Genomic DNA, 14,728 nt, shown 5'->3' with positions numbered 1-14,728 from the left:
AAGGTGGCCGCGAACTTCGAGAAGTTCGCGGCCACCTTCATATCCGTTCGAGCTAGATGTTGTTCGGGTTACAGCGTGACAACCATCTTGCCGGTGTTCGCGCCGCGCATCAGGTCGATGAACGCTTGCGGTGCATTCTCCAGGCCTTCGACGATGGTCTCGTCCCACTGAATCTTGTTGTCGGCGAGCCACCCTGCCATGTGGGTGCGGAATTCGCCACCGAGGTGACGGTAGCCGCCCACGAGGAATCCGCGCAGTGTGAGCTGCTTGCCGATCACCAGTGCCAGGTTGTGGGGAGCGGTGGGCTTCTCGGTGGTGTTGTACTGAGCGATGGCTCCGCACAGGGCAATCCGGCCACCCTGGTTCATGGCATCGATTGCGGCTTCGAGATGCTCGCCACCGACGTTGTCGAAGTACACGTCGATGCCGTCAGGGGCGGCAGCGGCGAGTAGTTCGGTGATCGGGCCGTCGTGATAGTCGAATGCCGCATCGAATCCGAGTTCGAGAAGTCGGGCAACCTTCGCCGGTGAACCGGCGCTACCGATTACTCGCTTCGCTCCGAGCAACTTGGCGATCTGACCGACGAGCGATCCGACGGCACCTGCTGCGCCGGAGACGAATACGGTATCGCCTTCCTTGAACTCCGCAACCGCGGTGAGGCCGGCATACGCGGTGAGGCCAGTCATGCCGAGGGCACCCAGGTAGGCCGTCGCCGGCGCGATGGACGTGTCGGCCGGAGTCACTGCGGATCCGTCGAGGATGGCGTATTCACGCCATCCGAGGCCGTGGACGACAACGTCGCCCACGGCGCGATCAGCCGACTTGGATTCGACGACCTCGCCGACGGCACCACCGTCGAGCGGCGCACCGACCTGGAACGGCGGAAGGTAGGACTTCACGTCGTTCATTCGGCCGCGCATGTACGGGTCGACGGAGATGGCGATGTTGCGGACCAGGATCTGGCCGTCTTCGAGTTCGGGGAGTTCTACTTCGGCGGTGGCGAAGTTCTCCGACGTGGGCCAACCGTTCGGGCGTGAAGCGAGACGGATTTCCCGGCTGACAGTGGTAGTGCTCATTCGTCGTCCTTACTTACTTCGAGGGTGACCTCGATGTTGCCGCGAGTTGCATTGGAGTACGGGCACACCTGGTGTGCCTTCTCCGTCAGCTCGACGGCCTGATCATGGGGTAGATGGGGGAGTGAAACCTCCAGCGTCACAGCGAGTCCGAAGCCTCCTGCACCGTTGGGGCCGATGCCGACCCGCGCGCCGACTGCGGAATCAGCCACGTTGGCCTTCTCGGCACGGGCGACCATCTGCAGAGCGGAGTGGAAGCATGCTGCGTATCCGGCGGCAAAGAGCTGCTCGGGGTTGGTGCCTTCGCCGCTGCCACCCATTTCCTTGGGAATGGCGAGGCCGAGATCGAGGCGTCCGTCCGAGGTGCGAGCGTGACCGTTGCGGCCTTCGCCGGTGGCAAGTGCTTCTGCGGTGTAGACGATGTTCATGACTTCTTCTTTCCGTCGGAGTGGGCGTTGGATGCTTGAAGTGACTCACCGAGACGAGTGAGAACGTCTCGGAGTTCGGTGAGTTCGTCGTTACTCAGACCAGTGGCGCCTGCGAGCTTGGCCGGGATGTCCTCGGCCTTGCTGCGCAAGGTGGAACCCGCCTCGGTCAGGTGAATCTCGACGCGACGCTCGTCCGTGGTGAGGCGTCGGCGCTCGATGAATCCCAGACCCTCGAGCCTCTTGAGCAGCGGCGAGAGAGTTCCGGTATCGAGATCGAGTGCCTCACAGATCTCACGCACCCCGCGGCCGTCTCGTTCCCAGAGTGTCAACAAGACGAGGTACTGGGGATACGTGATTCCCAGGTCGTCGAGCATCGCCCGGTACGCGGCCGTCGTGGCCCGCGACGCCGAATAGAGGGCGAAGCAGACCTGGCGTTCGAGGGCGAGTGGGTTGGTCACGAGAACAACTGTAGCGCACAGTTAAGTTGTGCACAACAAAGAAGTGTCAAATAGATCTACGGATAGGCGGCCGTTCGTCTACGGCGTCGACAGGATCTCGGAGACATGCGAGAGGAAGGTGTGCACTGTCCGGGCAGCGGGCGCAGGAAACCTGGTCCGCACTGCCAATCCGTCGTGAGTTCGTGAGAACCAGAACTGAACGTCGTCGGCGTTCGAGACGCGACTGAGTTGCTGCGGATTGATCGGCGCAGGCTGTGATTCGCTGGACTTTGATTTACGGGGGCGAGATCCACCGGGCATGGTTCGGTAGTCGGCGTAGGACACCGAGAAGATGTCTCTGCGAGTGGGCGAAACCTCGGGCCCCAAGCTACGCAACACCTGCCTCGACGACACGGACGACAGTGAAAGTGACTCGTGGAAAGCGAGATTGACTGCCCGGGCAGTGCTGTGAAGATTGTCCATGCTCGTCACGGTGATGGGCGCATTGGCTACCAGCCATCCGAAGGTGTGGTTGTGTCGCGGTTCCCGACGCGTGTGAACAGGGAACAGTAGGTGCGTGTCCCTCTTGCCGGTCAATTGTGTTGTGGCCAAACCGATCGACGCAAGAATTGCACCGAACGACGAGTGCCGATGATCGGCGCAGTTCTGGTCGAACAGCTCTGCTTCGTCGGCGTCGAGGAGCATTCGGGTGTCTGTGCCCTGGGGCGACATCGCCCCGGCGGGCAGTCCCAGATCTACGGGAAAATGGGGAGTGTCACCCGCGCATGCTCGGAGGAAGGACCGCCAACCCGCAATCCGGTGGTCGCCGGGCTCTGGATCCGCGGTTGCCGATTCCCGGAAGCAGTAGTTGAGGAAACTCCCGGGCTCCGGAAGGAGATCAGACGCGATCGGATCACGGTCCGCCCGCGTGTATTCGCGATACAGAGTGCTGATCTCGGTAATTGCGATGCTCATGGACCAGCCGTCGCAGATGGCATGGTCGAACCCGCAGATCACTGTCGACTGGTCCTCGCGGGTGATGGCACCGAGAAAGTACGCGGGAAACGCGAAAGGATTGCACCATCGATCCAAGCGCTCGCCCAAGAGTTCTCGCACCTGCTCCGGTGTTCTCGCGTCAGCCACTGTTTCCTCACGCAGGCGCAGATCGCCGACGTCGGCGACGTCGACGAACAGTGCCGAGGATTCACCCGATTCTTCGGCCTGGGAGAACGAGCACGACAGGGCGTCGTGACGGGACGTCCATTCCTCGAAGCTGGCCTTGAGTGCGTCCGTGTCGATGGGGCCGGGAACGTCGAAAGTAGCAGCGAGCCAAGTCGTATCGCCGCGGCTGCCGGCAAGATGCAGCTGCTGATTGGAGGTCGGGGGAACCGGATACGTCGTTCCGGTGGAGATTTCGCTCGGCGTCCACTGCAGAATGCGGCCCGGCCGTGCCTCGAACCTGTCGAGAAACGTGATGTGCATCAGGCGGTCTCCACTTCCTGACGTGCATCCGCCTGACGCACGACACGGTAGTCGCCGGTATCAGCGACCGTTCTCAGGACGTTGCGAAGGTGTCGTAGGTACCGATTCACCGATGTGTGCGCCTGCTCGGTGTCCGGAAAACTGACCATCACGTACGTACGGTCTTCCTTCCGGTTGATCCACATCGACAGATCACCCGTCGTTCCGGGCCCACCCAGTGCCCGCGCCTCGAGTTCGTCATGGTGCTCGGCACCTGGAATCAGGCGCATGTCGATGTACGACACCATCGGCGGGACCGAGGTTCCACCGATGTCGGATCCGGTCAACTTCGACACCTGGGCGATCACCGAGTGAATGGACACGTCCGCGAGTCCCTTCACCGCAGCGCGAGCAGCGTGGGCAAGGGGGAGTGCATCGGTAAAGTTCGTGACACCGCTCAGCGTGAACGAGACCGGGACGAGATTGATGAACCAGCCTTGGGAATAGAGGTATCTCGGATCGGAGCGAGTGCCGACTGCGTTGAGCGCGAAGTAGTTCGCTCGATCCGCAACTTCGATCTCGGTGAGGGCGAGGGCTGCGAAGATCCCCGTGGAGAAGCCGACGCCATTGGACTTGCACAGCGCTGCGAACGCGGCTGACTCGTCGCTGTCGAGAACGTCGATGTGTGTGCGGGTCGACCGGGTCTGTTCGCCCCGCGCGACGCCGAGGTCGAGAGGGAACGTCGGGAGTTGGCCGGCGTTGGCGGCGAGAATCGAAATCCACTGCTGCACAGGCGCTGCGGCCAGGTCGAGGTTCCCCGCGGATGTCCGTTCCTCGCCGCTGTACTCGACGTAGCTGCCGGGAGAGGGAAGTTGAGCGTCGATGCCGGCGCTTTCGGCGATGTACAGCGCACGAAGTTCTTCGACGCCCAGCATCAACGACAGGCCGTCGGTGTGCGAGTGATCGACGCCGTAGTAGACGGTGAAGCCGGCGCCGTGCTCGACGACGCCACTGATGAACGAGGGCCATTGCAATGGGCTGGTATCGCCGGCGAAACTTCGGCTCACATGCTCGCGAACCGCATCTGTCGTGTTCAGAGAACCGATGCTGTGCGGCGTGAGTTCGATCGTCGACGCATCCACCACGTGACGGTCGATGACCCCGCTACCGTCGGGATCTTCGGATGATCTCACCTCGAACCAACTGTGCAGTGTGTTGTGCCGCAGGACAAACGCCTGGACCGCCCGACGCAGTGCCTCCCGGTCGAGATCACCGGGCAGAGTGAACGTGAATCCGATCCACGGTGACCAGTCGACGCCTTGTGCGCGCTTGTGATCGGCGGTACGAATGTGTCCTTCCTGTAGGAACGAGAGCGGTTGGTCGCTCCGTGGTGCCCCGGATGCCGCCGCCAGGGATTGTTCAGTAGGCCTGAACTCGGTGAGCGTCCCGGCTTTCGGTGCCCAGAGATCGATGGGTGTCATTTCCATGAGAGTTCTCCTCGATCGGTACAGCGGTATTGATCGGTACGGCGGTGTTGGTCGGAGGTGCGAAAGTGTCGGTCGAGAAGGCAAAGTCCTCCATTTCGCGGCGTAGGAGTCCCGCGAACTGATGGATGTGGCGGCTCGTGCGCGCGTTGCCCGGGTGGCGTATGGCCAGATTGAGCCCTTCGGGAGTCCGCGTGAGCCAGATGTAGACGTCGGTTCCCGAATGATCTCGACTACGAAGGCCCCTGGTCTGCCAGCTCGTCCATTGCTCGGCACCAGGAACGTGACGAACGTCCATGTACGAGAGCACGAACGGCAGGTGCTGCGGGGAGTCGATCAGCTCGCACACTTTCGAATACGGCAGTGCCGCGGCGGGGCGGACGCGCCGTATCTCCGTGCCGGCAACCTTGGCCAGATCGCTCACGGTTGCGGCGGGGGCAATCGGAATCCTCACCGGCACAACACCGATGAACCATCCCAGCGACGCGGCCCATCGAAGCTCCGAACGGGTGTGTTGCGGCACGACGACGCGGAATTCGTCTGCACCGGTGAGATCGCCGGTCACCTTGGCCGCGCACGCGAGTATCGCGGCCAGGAATCCTTGGTTGCTGCGCTTGCTCGCTTCTGCCAGGCGTTCGGCTCCCCGGGCGCTCAGAAGCCAGGCAGACAGGCTCTGCTGAGGGACTCGGCGTCCGGTGACCGGTTCGGGTAGCGCTGGAAAGTACGGAGCCTCGCCCTGCGCGTAGAACTCGCGCCACGTCTGCACTGCCGGGTGAGAGCGGTCCGCGTGTCCCACGAGATCTCGTTCCTTGGTGCCGAAGTCGATGTAGCTTCCGGTCTCCGGCGGCGAGGGAGGGCTTCCCTCGCTCAACGATCGGTAGATCGTCTGCAGTTCGTGCGCGGTCAACGCCACCGAATATCCGTCCAGCAGAGCATGATCAGCGGCAAAAACCACGGTGAAGTGGTTGGGGCCTTCGATCGTCGCGAACTGATACGCAGGCCAGACAAGTGGATCGGTCGATCGGTCGAGCAGTTGCTGCAGATGCGTGAAGACAGACATCGAGGACGCAAGGTGTCCGACCTCGGTGCCCAGAATCCGGACGTCTCCAGACGCCGCGGTGCGTCGGACTATCGTTTCGCCCTCCACGGCGACGTGTGTTCGGAGCACTTCGTGGCGATCGATCCAGTGATCGAGAGCGGCCGCCCAGATCCTTCGGTCGAGTCGGTCGTGGATGCGAAACGAGGTACCCAGCCACGACGGAGTGCACACGTCGGTCTGATGGTGCACCTGCCGTTTCGCCTGCTGGGCATGTTTCAAGTGTGCCTCGTGTATGTAGCTGGCGGGACGCTGGTCGACAGGCCACAGCTCGGGCGGATTCACCGCGGCGGGAGTCCACTCGGTGACGGTCCCTGGAGGTAGGGGATAGTCGGCAAGTTCCGTGAATTCCATTGGGAAACCTGATCTCTCGAGATGGCGAAAGGTGGGGATCGTGAACGGGGCGGATGTTTGTAACCGAGAGTGACAGATGATTAGTCAAGGCAAGTAGAACGCGGCCCGAGGCTCCGCGCAACTGCTTCGGTGCGGGATGTGACGAGGAACATTCCGCTCGTTTTTTCGGACAATTCGAATACTGGACATCCGGTTTACGGCCCTGGTCACCTGTCAGTTGATCGATCAATCACTCTGTGGTGAAACAAATTTCAACAGACCGTTGTGAATTCCGCCGGCGACGAAACATGTGCGCATGCGAACGTCGGAATATGTTTATGTGTAGCAAGTTTCGTATTAATTCGGCTGTATCTCTTTTAATTGCAACAGGGTTCGTGTACTGCCGTCGTGTCGTTTCGGCGCGCGGATTGTTCACCGAGTATTGACATGCTCGGCATCTGCCGGTCGTATGCAGACGGTATTTCTAAGCGATGACTGATCCGATGGAATACGACCTGGTTGTGATCGGCTCCGGCCCGGGTGGGCAGAAGGCTGCCATCGCGGCGGCCAAGCTGGGTAAACGGGTAGCGATGGTCGAGAAAGGCAACATGCTCGGGGGAGTGTGCGTCAACACCGGCACCATTCCGTCGAAGACGTTGCGTGAGGCGGTTCTCTACCTCACCGGGATGAACCAACGCGAACTGTACGGCGCGAGTTACCGCGTCAAGGAGAACATCACTCCGGCCGACCTGCTGGCGCGAACCCAGCATGTCATCACCAAAGAAATCGAAGTCGTTCGATCTCAGCTTCTGCGCAACCGCGTCGAATTGTTGGTAGGGGTCGGCTCGTTCGTCGACGAGCACACCATCCTCGTCGAGGACTCCTCGCGCGGAGACAAGATGACGATCACGGCGAGGTTCGTCGTGATCGCGACCGGAACGTTGCCTGCTCGCCCGGCGGGGGTGTCCTTCGACAGTCACCGGGTGCTCGACTCCGACGGGATCCTCGATCTGACCTCCATCCCGACCACCATGGTCGTCGTGGGCGCGGGAGTGATCGGTATCGAGTACGCATCGATGTTCGCGGCACTCGGCACCAAGGTCACCGTCGTCGAGAAGAGGACGTCGATGCTGGACTTCTGCGACCCCGAGGTCATCGAATCGCTTCGATTCCATCTACGCGATCTGGCGGTCACTTTCCGATTCGGTGAAGAAGTGACGGCCGTCGACGTCGGAGCGAACGGAACGCTTACGACGCTGCGCAGCGGCAAGCAGATTCCAGCCGAGACCGTGATGTACTCGGCTGGACGGCAAGGCCTCACGGCGCCACTCGCGCTGGAGAACGCCGGGCTCGAAGCCGACGAACGTGGCCGTATCTACGTCGACGACAATTTCCGCACCAAGGTCGAACACATCTACGCCGTCGGTGACGTCATCGGATTCCCGGCGTTGGCGGCGACGTCGATGGATCAAGGTCGACTCGCGGCCTATCATGCCTTCGACGAACCAGGCGCGAAGCTGATGGATCTGCAGCCGATCGGCATCTACTCGATTCCCGAGGTGTCGTACGTGGGCGCCACCGAGGTCGATTTGACCAAGGAATCGGTGCCGTACGAGGTCGGGGTTTCCCGATACCGCGAACTCGCACGCGGGCAGATCGCAGGCGACACCTACGGGATGCTCAAGATCCTGGTGTCGACGGATGACCTGAAACTGCTCGGTGTTCATATCTTCGGCTCGGGTGCAACGGATCTCGTGCATATCGGCCAAGCGGTGATGGGGTGCGGCGGGACCGTCGAATACCTTGTCGACGCCGTCTTCAACTATCCGACACTGTCCGAGGCGTACAAGGTGGCGGCGCTCGACGTCATGAACAAGATCAGGGCTCTCAAGCAATTCCACTAGGGGTCGGGGTGTCCCCAGGTACCGGTCAGGGTCGGTCGGTGTACTTCTCGGGTAGCACTTGTTCGAATACCTGAGGGTGATGTCAGGCCTGGGGAAATAGGGCAGGGTCTATCTCCATGACCATTGCCCAGGAACTTCGTGTGGAATTTCGATGCTGATCGGACTGATTGCCGCGATCGTGGCATGCGTCGGGTACGGCGTTGCATCCGTGCTGCAAGCCTACGGCGCGCGCAAGTCGGCAGCTGCCGCCGAGCAGCGTGGCGAGGCCGGACACGTGACGGCGTCGGGTGGCCCGACCTTGCGTTCGACGTTCGCGGCCGCACTGACGGCGTCGTTCATCCTGGGCACCGTGCTCGATGCGGTCGGATTCGCCGGTAGTGCCATCTCCGCGCGGCTCATTCCACTGTTCTTGTCGCAGACAGTGGTCAGTGCCAATCTCGTCATCACGGCAGTGCTGGGGACCGTGGTCCTCGGCATCCAGTTGCATCGTCGCGACTGGTTCGCGATCGCTGCGGTGATCGGATCGCTCCTGCTGCTCGGATTGTCGTCAGGTCACGCGGGCGGTGGGAGTTCCAACGACGTCGTCCACTGGGGTGTCCTCGTGGGCTCGGCGTTGATCTTGCTGATCGGCATCGGTTTGATCCGATGGTTGGGCTCACGCGCAGCAGTTGTCGCCGGGTTGATCTCGGGTGTGCTGTTCGGCTGTCTGGCCATTGCCGTACGCGTGGTCTACGGAATCGATCCGTTCGAAATCGGCACCATGCTCCGCGATCCGGCCGGCTGGGCGATCCTCGTCTCGGGCCTGGGCGGTTTCTATCTGCACACGGTGGCGCTGCAACTGGGATCCGTCAACGGAGCGACAGCGGCTCTGGTTGTCGGCGAGACGGTGGTTCCGGGAATCGTCGGCGTCGTGGTGCTCGGCGACACGTCGAGACCGGGCCTGGAATGGCTTGCCGTCGTCGGCTTCGTCGGGGCAATCGCGGGTGCCGTCGCCGTGGCCGTCTTCGGCGCGGCGAGCCACGAGGAGAAACCGGTCGAAGAAGTGACCGTCTGATGCGGTAGCGAAAAGCTGTGCTGTTCGACCGGTCAATTGGTAACGGAAACCGCGTTCTCGCAGATAGTTCCAGTGCGCCCCAACGTCCCGCATACGTTGTGCGGTCACGGGCAGCGGGACGAAGAACGGAGGAAAGTGATGAGCAGCTTGGATATTCAACGCTGGTCGAACGACTTCACCGCGCTGACCAAGGTCATATCGGAAGGCATCGAGCAGTTTGTTCTCCGGTTCATTTCCAGCTGAAGTGATCTGAGCTCGCTGCCTGTCATGGAATTATTGATCTCCACCGCGGTTCGGAGGACGAATCGTGATGAAGCAGAGGTTCTTACGGGGTTTCGGAGGCCTGGGCGGGGGCGAGCAGGTAGGAGAACACGTACGTAACTGCGGCGATGACCGCCAGTACGATCAAGGAGGTCGGGAATCCTCCGGCATCTCGCACCGGGTCACCGGTAGCGACGACAGCCGACATGAACAGTCCTACCCAGGACCAGGCTCCATCGCCGACTATCGGGATCATCACGGCGACACCTGTGACCGCACCTGTGAGCGCAGCCAGACTCAGTTCCTTGTCGACCCAGCTCATGGATCAACTAGAACACAGGCACGCTCGCGAGGCTGTGGAGTATCTCGGATTCAGGGGCTGAAGAACTCGAGTCGGCGGTGCAGGCGTGCGATCGACGGGTCCCCGATCGTGCGTCTGCCGTCGGTTCGGGCTTGGCTCGGGGTCATCCCGTAGAAGTCCTTGAACGCTCGCGCCAACTGGGATTTCGAGGTGAAGCCGCATCGCAGGGCCAACGCTTCGATCGTTTCGTTCGGCATCTCGGTTCTGGTCAATTCGCGGTAGACGAGTTCGAGACGCTTCCGCCGAATGACAAGAGCTATTCCGCCGTCGGATGCGAATGCGCGATAGAGCTGTGCCCGGGAGACGGACAATGCTGCGCACATGCTCGTCGGGCCGAGCCAGGTCTCCGAGAGATGCTCGGCGATGTAGGCGTACGCACGATCGCGGAGAGAGTGATCGGGCCGCGGCGACAGATCAGGTTCGGCGATACCCAAACTGACACGAAGGAGAGAAGCGACGACGTCCTCGTAGCCGGCCGCAGCATCGGGGTCGAGATGCGGTAGCGCGAGTACGACCGATTGCATGCACTGAGCGAGCACGACGGCAGGAACTCCGCGCAGTACCGTCCCGTGTAGAGAACGACCCTTCGACTCGGCCTCGACGAGGGAACGCGGTGCGAGGAGCGTGATGGTGCGCCCTGTCGATTCCGCCTCCGCGTCGGCGGTCCAGGTACGCCCGAGGTCGAAGAATGTGACATCGCCTGGACGTGCGACGAAATCGACTCCGTCGGCGTTGCCGCTCAACTGCCCGTCGAGGACGACCTGGACCATGTATTCATCGTCGAGTCCGCTCTCTGCGATCAGCCGATTGTTTCGGGTGTACTTCTGTGCGTTGAAGGTAGTTTGACCGATCAACGAGGTTCCGATGGAAAGCGCTGTGATCGAGCCTTCGAGAGATGTGTCAGGGTCAATTCGGTCGGTGACGAAGAACGGACGTGTGGCACTGCGCCAGAAGTCGTCGGCGTCCGCAGGATCGACCGATCGGGTCGACACGCGGATGCGGGCGGAATTCATCGACACGCGGGCATGATATGTCAGATCCCGCAGGTCGCAGTCACTCTCCCGCAAATAGACGCCAATAGTGACCGAGCCCACATAATGAGACAAATCGGGCGTATTTGTGAGACGGCCAGTGCTCGCGTGTCGCGGCGAAGCTGTCTATGTTGTTCGTTATGGGTGGACAGGTTGGGAGTTCGATGCTCGAACGAAATCTCGAGTTCGGCGGGGATCGACTGCTCGTTTGTCGGCCATCGTGACGTCCACTTCGAATCGATCGCAGCTATCTCGAGCAAAGCGAAATCCTCGAGGAAGGGGCACGCTGCAAAGGCGGCTTGCCGGGCGTGGAGCCACGGCGATTCGTCCCCGCCTCCTCGGATTGATGGAACGCTCGGCGGGATTGACTGTCATCGATTCGCCGCTTGGGTTCGGCAAGACGGAACTCGCCGCGTTGTGGCTCACGACTCTCGGGCAGGTGCCGAGCAGACCGGTAGTCTGGGTGCCGGCGCCATCGCATCGGATGACCCCCCTCGAGTACTGGAACACCGCGCTCGCAGTAATTCAGGATTCCCTGGAATCACTCGAGGCCCCGCCACGAATGCGCGAGGATCCAGTGGGCGCGATCGAATCACTCCTCGACTCGTCGCCCGCACCATTCGTGTTGGTGTTCAACCGCATCGACCTGGTTGAGGGTGACGAGGTGGGACGCCGAATCGTGGATCTGATCGTGCGGCTTCCCGGATTGAAAGTAATCGTCACGCTGCAGGATCGGTCTGCGACGGACTTGCTCGAAGACGTCCGCGTGGACGAGTACCTGTGCGCGAACGACCTCAGATACACGCTCGACGAGTCCACCGTTCTGTTCGCGGAGGCAGGGATTCACCTTCCCTCGGGCATCGTCCATTCGATCTGTGAACGCGTCGCCGGCGTTCCCGTGCTGATGAAGGTTGCTCTGAGTGCGGTTGCGGGGCTGAGTGAACCGAGCCGTGGACGCGAACGCGTTCAGCAGCGAGTGGACCAGGCGATCCACGCGTACGTCAGTCGGACCGCTCCTCGATCGGGCAAGTCGCTCGAGTTGTTCGACTTCGCGACTACGATCGCCGCTGCCCGCACGGTGACACCAGAGATCGCTCGTGTCTTGTCCGACGATCTTGACGTGGAGGGCAAACTGGACTTGCTCGAGTCTTTCGGTCTGATCTTCCGGAATGGTTTCGAGGGAGAACCGTCCTGGTACTTCGCGCCGTCAGTTCGACTGGCATTCATACAGATACGGGCCGAACAAGGGGATGGATTCGAAGATCCCTTCCAGGTACTCGTCGATCACGCTCTCGGGACTTCGGATATAGCCGGTGCCGTTCACTACGCCTTGGACGGACGCAAGTGGACCAGGGTGCTCGACATACTCGAGCGCCACTGGGCTGATCTTCTGGTCGATCACACCGGATTGGTCCGGACTGCGTTGCAATCCATACCCGGTGACGTACTCAGTTCGAACCCTTCGATTCTGGTGGGTCGTGACCTGCTCGAATCACGTCTGCGGCCGCAGTTGATCAACGGCGATTCATTACCGACGGAACCGGCGGAATTGCGTGCGATAGGTGGTAGTCCGCATGCGCACAGCTTGTTGAACGTCGGAACTGTCCAAGCGGTGGTGCTGAGAACATCCGGTAAGTACCAACGCTCTACCGAGATCACGCGCAAATTGGCGCACGTCGTGTACGGAATCGGCGACGAGTCGTTGGGCGCGTTGGGGTCTCAACTGCCCGCCCTGCGGCTGATCTGGGGGGTCTCGCATCAATTGACCGGTGACCTCGGTGATGCCGCGGTGGAATTGCGACTCGCCTATCAAGGTGCGGTGCAACATGGTCCGGAGTTCGTCCTGCGTCACGCCGCAGGCAATGCCGCGCTCAACTCCGCGCTGATCGGGGACGTCGCGCACGCGACGGACTGGCTGCACCTGGAAAGCACACACCCGGACGTTTCGGGATGGTTGGGACCGCCCTCGCACATGGGGGGAGCGATCGCGCGGGCACTGGTGGCGTGCGACAGCGTGGACCTGCACGCCGGAGCTGCCGCGATGGACGCACTCGCCGAGGTCACACCGCCGGGCGACCTGTGGGCGTTCGCGGCCTACACTTACACCAGATTTGCACTGCTGCAATCGGACCCGTTCTGGGGGCTGATTTCCCTCCAGCGCGCAGTGGCAACGCACGGGCACGTGAATCCGTGTGAACGATCGCTCGGTGACGCGCTTCTCACCGCGGCACGTATCGATCTTCTGTTGGCGTCCGGGGAGGGTACCAAGGCGCTGGAAGAATCAGTCGCTGCGCCACATACGTTTGCAGTTGTCACGGTCTCCGTGGCGCGGGCGCATCTCCTGACCGGGTCGCCGTCCCAGGCATTGGAATTGTGCCGCGAAATCGACTGGAGCGGGCAGTATCTCACGAGGTTTCGGCTCGAATCCCTGCTGATCGAATGCGCTGCTCTGTGTGAACTGGGCAGGATCCCCGCTGCCGCGAGTACATGGGAGGAAGCTCGCGGACTGCTCGAAACCTCCGGTGTCCTGTCGGCCCTGGCGACGATACCGCGTGATCTGATCAGGCAACTCGAAGATCGGGCCGAGGGCTCGAGCAGTGCCGTCGCGACCTTTCTCGAATCCGAAGCGGCGCAGATGTATCCGGCGGCCATCGTTCGGGTCCAATTGACGAAACGGGAGATGGACGTTCTCGTGGAACTGGGTCTCGGCATTCCGATCGGTGAGATCGCGCGGCGGTTGTTCGTATCCAACAACACGCTGAAGAGTCACCTCCGAGCCTTGTATCGCAAACTCGGTGCGCATTCCCGGGAAGAGGCTGTCGCGGCAGCGCACCGACACAACCTCCTCGGCAGTGGGCAGGACTGATCGACGTCAGTGCAGATTGCGCTCGGCGTAGACCTTCATCGCGTCACGGACCAGCGAAGCAGTGCCTTCTCCGTACTTGTCGTAGTTTGCAGTGAAGCGGGGATCGTCGACGTACATCTGGCCGAGCCCGGTGAAGGCGTCGGCGCTGGGAGTCCTTCCCTGCCAACCGATCTTTATCCACTCGAACTGTCTTCGGGTAATCGTCTGGACGTCGTCGCTTTCCGCGGACAGCCCCGCTGTCAGTGCTTTTCCGAATGCCGCTGCGATGTCGGCTTGAGATTGCAGATGAGCTTTACGGTCCTGCTCCGACATCGACCGCCACCAGTTGTCGCCGCTGGTGTAGGCGTCCTTGCCCCAACGCTCGATGACCTCGTCCTTGTATCGGGTGTGGTCGAACCCGTCGAAAACATCTTCCGGCATGAGTGATTCACCATTCTTCGTCTTGTTCAAGGTCCTGTTGACCGATTCGATCTGTCTCGAGATCCGCGTGCGCTCTTGCTCGAGGAGTTCGAGGTGCGTACGCAGTGCGGCGGCCGTATCGCGTTCGCCGGTGAGGACTTCGGCGATGGCCGGCAATCCGAGTCCGAGTTCCCGAAGTAGAAGGATGCGTTGCAGTCGCACCAGGGCGTCTTCGTCGTAGAAGCGGTAGCCGTTGGCGCCGATGCGACTCGGTTCCAGGAGTCCCAAATCGCCGTAGTGACGCAGCGTTCTGCTGGTGGTACCTGCGGATTTGGCGAGTTCTTGGATGGACCATTCGCTCACGTGGAGTTCCTACTCTCGGATCGGTTGTGCTCATTCAGCATGCAAGTTGACGTTGCGTCAATGTCAAGAAAGTTCTCGGTGTGCATTGTCGGGAACGTTTTATGTCCGTTTCGCCGTATCGCCACGAACGGGTCTCCAACTGATTGATTCGATGACCTAGGTCACGTGATTTGGCTC

Annotated in this window: 12 protein-coding genes; 3 read left to right on the top strand and 9 right to left on the bottom strand. The window is 61.4% G+C overall.

Annotated features, from left to right (window positions below):
• Positions 1-68: 68 nt before the first annotated feature.
• The 6 genes from A0W34_RS23025 to A0W34_RS23000 form a co-directional block, all read right to left on the bottom strand.
• Positions 69-1,076, bottom strand: coding sequence for an NADP-dependent oxidoreductase (locus A0W34_RS23025; RefSeq protein ID WP_019745038.1), 1,008 nt, complete (start codon positions 1,074-1,076; stop codon positions 69-71).
• Positions 1,073-1,501 carry an organic hydroperoxide resistance protein gene (locus tag A0W34_RS23020; RefSeq protein WP_003939720.1) on the bottom strand — a complete coding sequence of 143 codons (429 nt, stop codon included), beginning with the start codon at positions 1,499-1,501 and terminating at the stop codon, positions 1,073-1,075. The genes A0W34_RS23025 and A0W34_RS23020 overlap by 4 nt, the downstream gene beginning before the upstream one ends.
• Positions 1,498-1,959 (bottom strand): MarR family winged helix-turn-helix transcriptional regulator, encoded by a 462-nt coding sequence (locus tag A0W34_RS23015; RefSeq protein ID WP_003940568.1) that lies wholly within the window; start codon positions 1,957-1,959, stop codon positions 1,498-1,500. Before A0W34_RS23015 ends, A0W34_RS23020 begins: the two co-directional genes overlap by 4 nt.
• 78 nt (positions 1,960-2,037) lie before the next feature.
• Positions 2,038-3,420 carry a condensation domain-containing protein gene (locus A0W34_RS23010; RefSeq protein ID WP_081558340.1) on the bottom strand — a complete coding sequence of 461 codons (1,383 nt, stop codon included), beginning with the start codon at positions 3,418-3,420 and terminating at the stop codon, positions 2,038-2,040.
• Complete coding sequence (locus tag A0W34_RS23005; RefSeq protein ID WP_050654764.1) at positions 3,420-4,886, bottom strand: condensation domain-containing protein; 1,467 nt, start codon at positions 4,884-4,886, stop codon at positions 3,420-3,422. The genes A0W34_RS23010 and A0W34_RS23005 overlap by 1 nt, the downstream gene beginning before the upstream one ends.
• Positions 4,819-6,333 (bottom strand): condensation domain-containing protein, encoded by a 1,515-nt coding sequence (locus A0W34_RS23000; protein WP_081558339.1) that lies wholly within the window; start codon positions 6,331-6,333, stop codon positions 4,819-4,821. The genes A0W34_RS23005 and A0W34_RS23000 overlap by 68 nt, the downstream gene beginning before the upstream one ends.
• A gap of 470 nt (positions 6,334-6,803) precedes the next feature.
• On the opposite strand from A0W34_RS23000, the gene sthA reads away from it, so the two are divergent.
• On the top strand, positions 6,804-8,216 hold the full coding sequence (gene sthA / locus A0W34_RS22995) for a Si-specific NAD(P)(+) transhydrogenase (protein ID WP_054827928.1): 1,413 nt from the start codon (positions 6,804-6,806) through the stop codon (positions 8,214-8,216).
• A 151-nt stretch (positions 8,217-8,367) separates the two neighbouring features.
• Entirely contained in the window at positions 8,368-9,270 is a 903-nt protein-coding gene (locus tag A0W34_RS22990) for a hypothetical protein (RefSeq protein ID WP_058037781.1), read from the top strand.
• Positions 9,271-9,595: 325 nt separating this feature from the next.
• Here A0W34_RS22990 and A0W34_RS22980 read toward each other — a convergent pair whose 3' ends face one another.
• Both A0W34_RS22980 and A0W34_RS22975 read right to left on the bottom strand, forming a co-directional pair.
• Positions 9,596-9,853: a hypothetical protein gene (locus A0W34_RS22980; RefSeq protein WP_064687627.1), complete on the bottom strand. Its 258-nt coding sequence runs from the start codon at positions 9,851-9,853 to the stop codon at positions 9,596-9,598.
• Between the two features lie 50 nt (positions 9,854-9,903).
• Positions 9,904-10,905: a helix-turn-helix domain-containing protein gene (locus tag A0W34_RS22975; RefSeq protein ID WP_223304431.1), complete on the bottom strand. Its 1,002-nt coding sequence runs from the start codon at positions 10,903-10,905 to the stop codon at positions 9,904-9,906.
• A gap of 364 nt (positions 10,906-11,269) precedes the next feature.
• Between A0W34_RS22975 and A0W34_RS22970 the strand changes: the two genes are divergently transcribed.
• Positions 11,270-13,789: a helix-turn-helix transcriptional regulator gene (locus A0W34_RS22970; protein WP_081558338.1), complete on the top strand. Its 2,520-nt coding sequence runs from the start codon at positions 11,270-11,272 to the stop codon at positions 13,787-13,789.
• A 6-nt stretch (positions 13,790-13,795) separates the two neighbouring features.
• On the opposite strand, the gene A0W34_RS22965 is transcribed toward A0W34_RS22970, so the two are convergent.
• Entirely contained in the window at positions 13,796-14,551 is a 756-nt protein-coding gene (locus tag A0W34_RS22965; protein ID WP_003940632.1) for a MerR family transcriptional regulator, read from the bottom strand.
• Positions 14,552-14,728: the final 177 nt, after the last annotated feature.

This window comes from Rhodococcus sp. BH4, from assembly GCF_002079265.1.
Taxonomy (GTDB): Bacteria; Actinomycetota; Actinomycetes; order Mycobacteriales; family Mycobacteriaceae; genus Rhodococcus_F; species Rhodococcus_F qingshengii.
Note: the sequence above shows the minus strand (reverse complement) of the source record. Positions and strands in the feature narration are given on the sequence as shown.

Coding starts and splice junctions, on each gene's coding strand:
- A0W34_RS23025 (WP_019745038.1), bottom strand. CDS start 1,076: ATGAGCACTACCACTGTCAGCCGGGAAATCCGTCTCGCTTCACGCCCG.
- A0W34_RS23020 (WP_003939720.1), bottom strand. CDS start 1,501: ATGAACATCGTCTACACCGCAGAAGCACTTGCCACCGGCGAAGGCCGC.
- A0W34_RS23010 (WP_081558340.1), bottom strand. CDS start 3,420: ATGCACATCACGTTTCTCGACAGGTTCGAGGCACGGCCGGGCCGCATT.
- A0W34_RS23005 (WP_050654764.1), bottom strand. CDS start 4,886: ATGGAAATGACACCCATCGATCTCTGGGCACCGAAAGCCGGGACGCTC.
- A0W34_RS23000 (WP_081558339.1), bottom strand. CDS start 6,333: ATGGAATTCACGGAACTTGCCGACTATCCCCTACCTCCAGGGACCGTC.
- sthA (WP_054827928.1), top strand. CDS start 6,804: ATGACTGATCCGATGGAATACGACCTGGTTGTGATCGGCTCCGGCCCG.
- A0W34_RS22990 (WP_058037781.1), top strand. CDS start 8,368: ATGCTGATCGGACTGATTGCCGCGATCGTGGCATGCGTCGGGTACGGC.
- A0W34_RS22980 (WP_064687627.1), bottom strand. CDS start 9,853: ATGAGCTGGGTCGACAAGGAACTGAGTCTGGCTGCGCTCACAGGTGCG.
- A0W34_RS22975 (WP_223304431.1), bottom strand. CDS start 10,905: ATGAATTCCGCCCGCATCCGCGTGTCGACCCGATCGGTCGATCCTGCG.
- A0W34_RS22970 (WP_081558338.1), top strand. CDS start 11,270: ATGGAACGCTCGGCGGGATTGACTGTCATCGATTCGCCGCTTGGGTTC.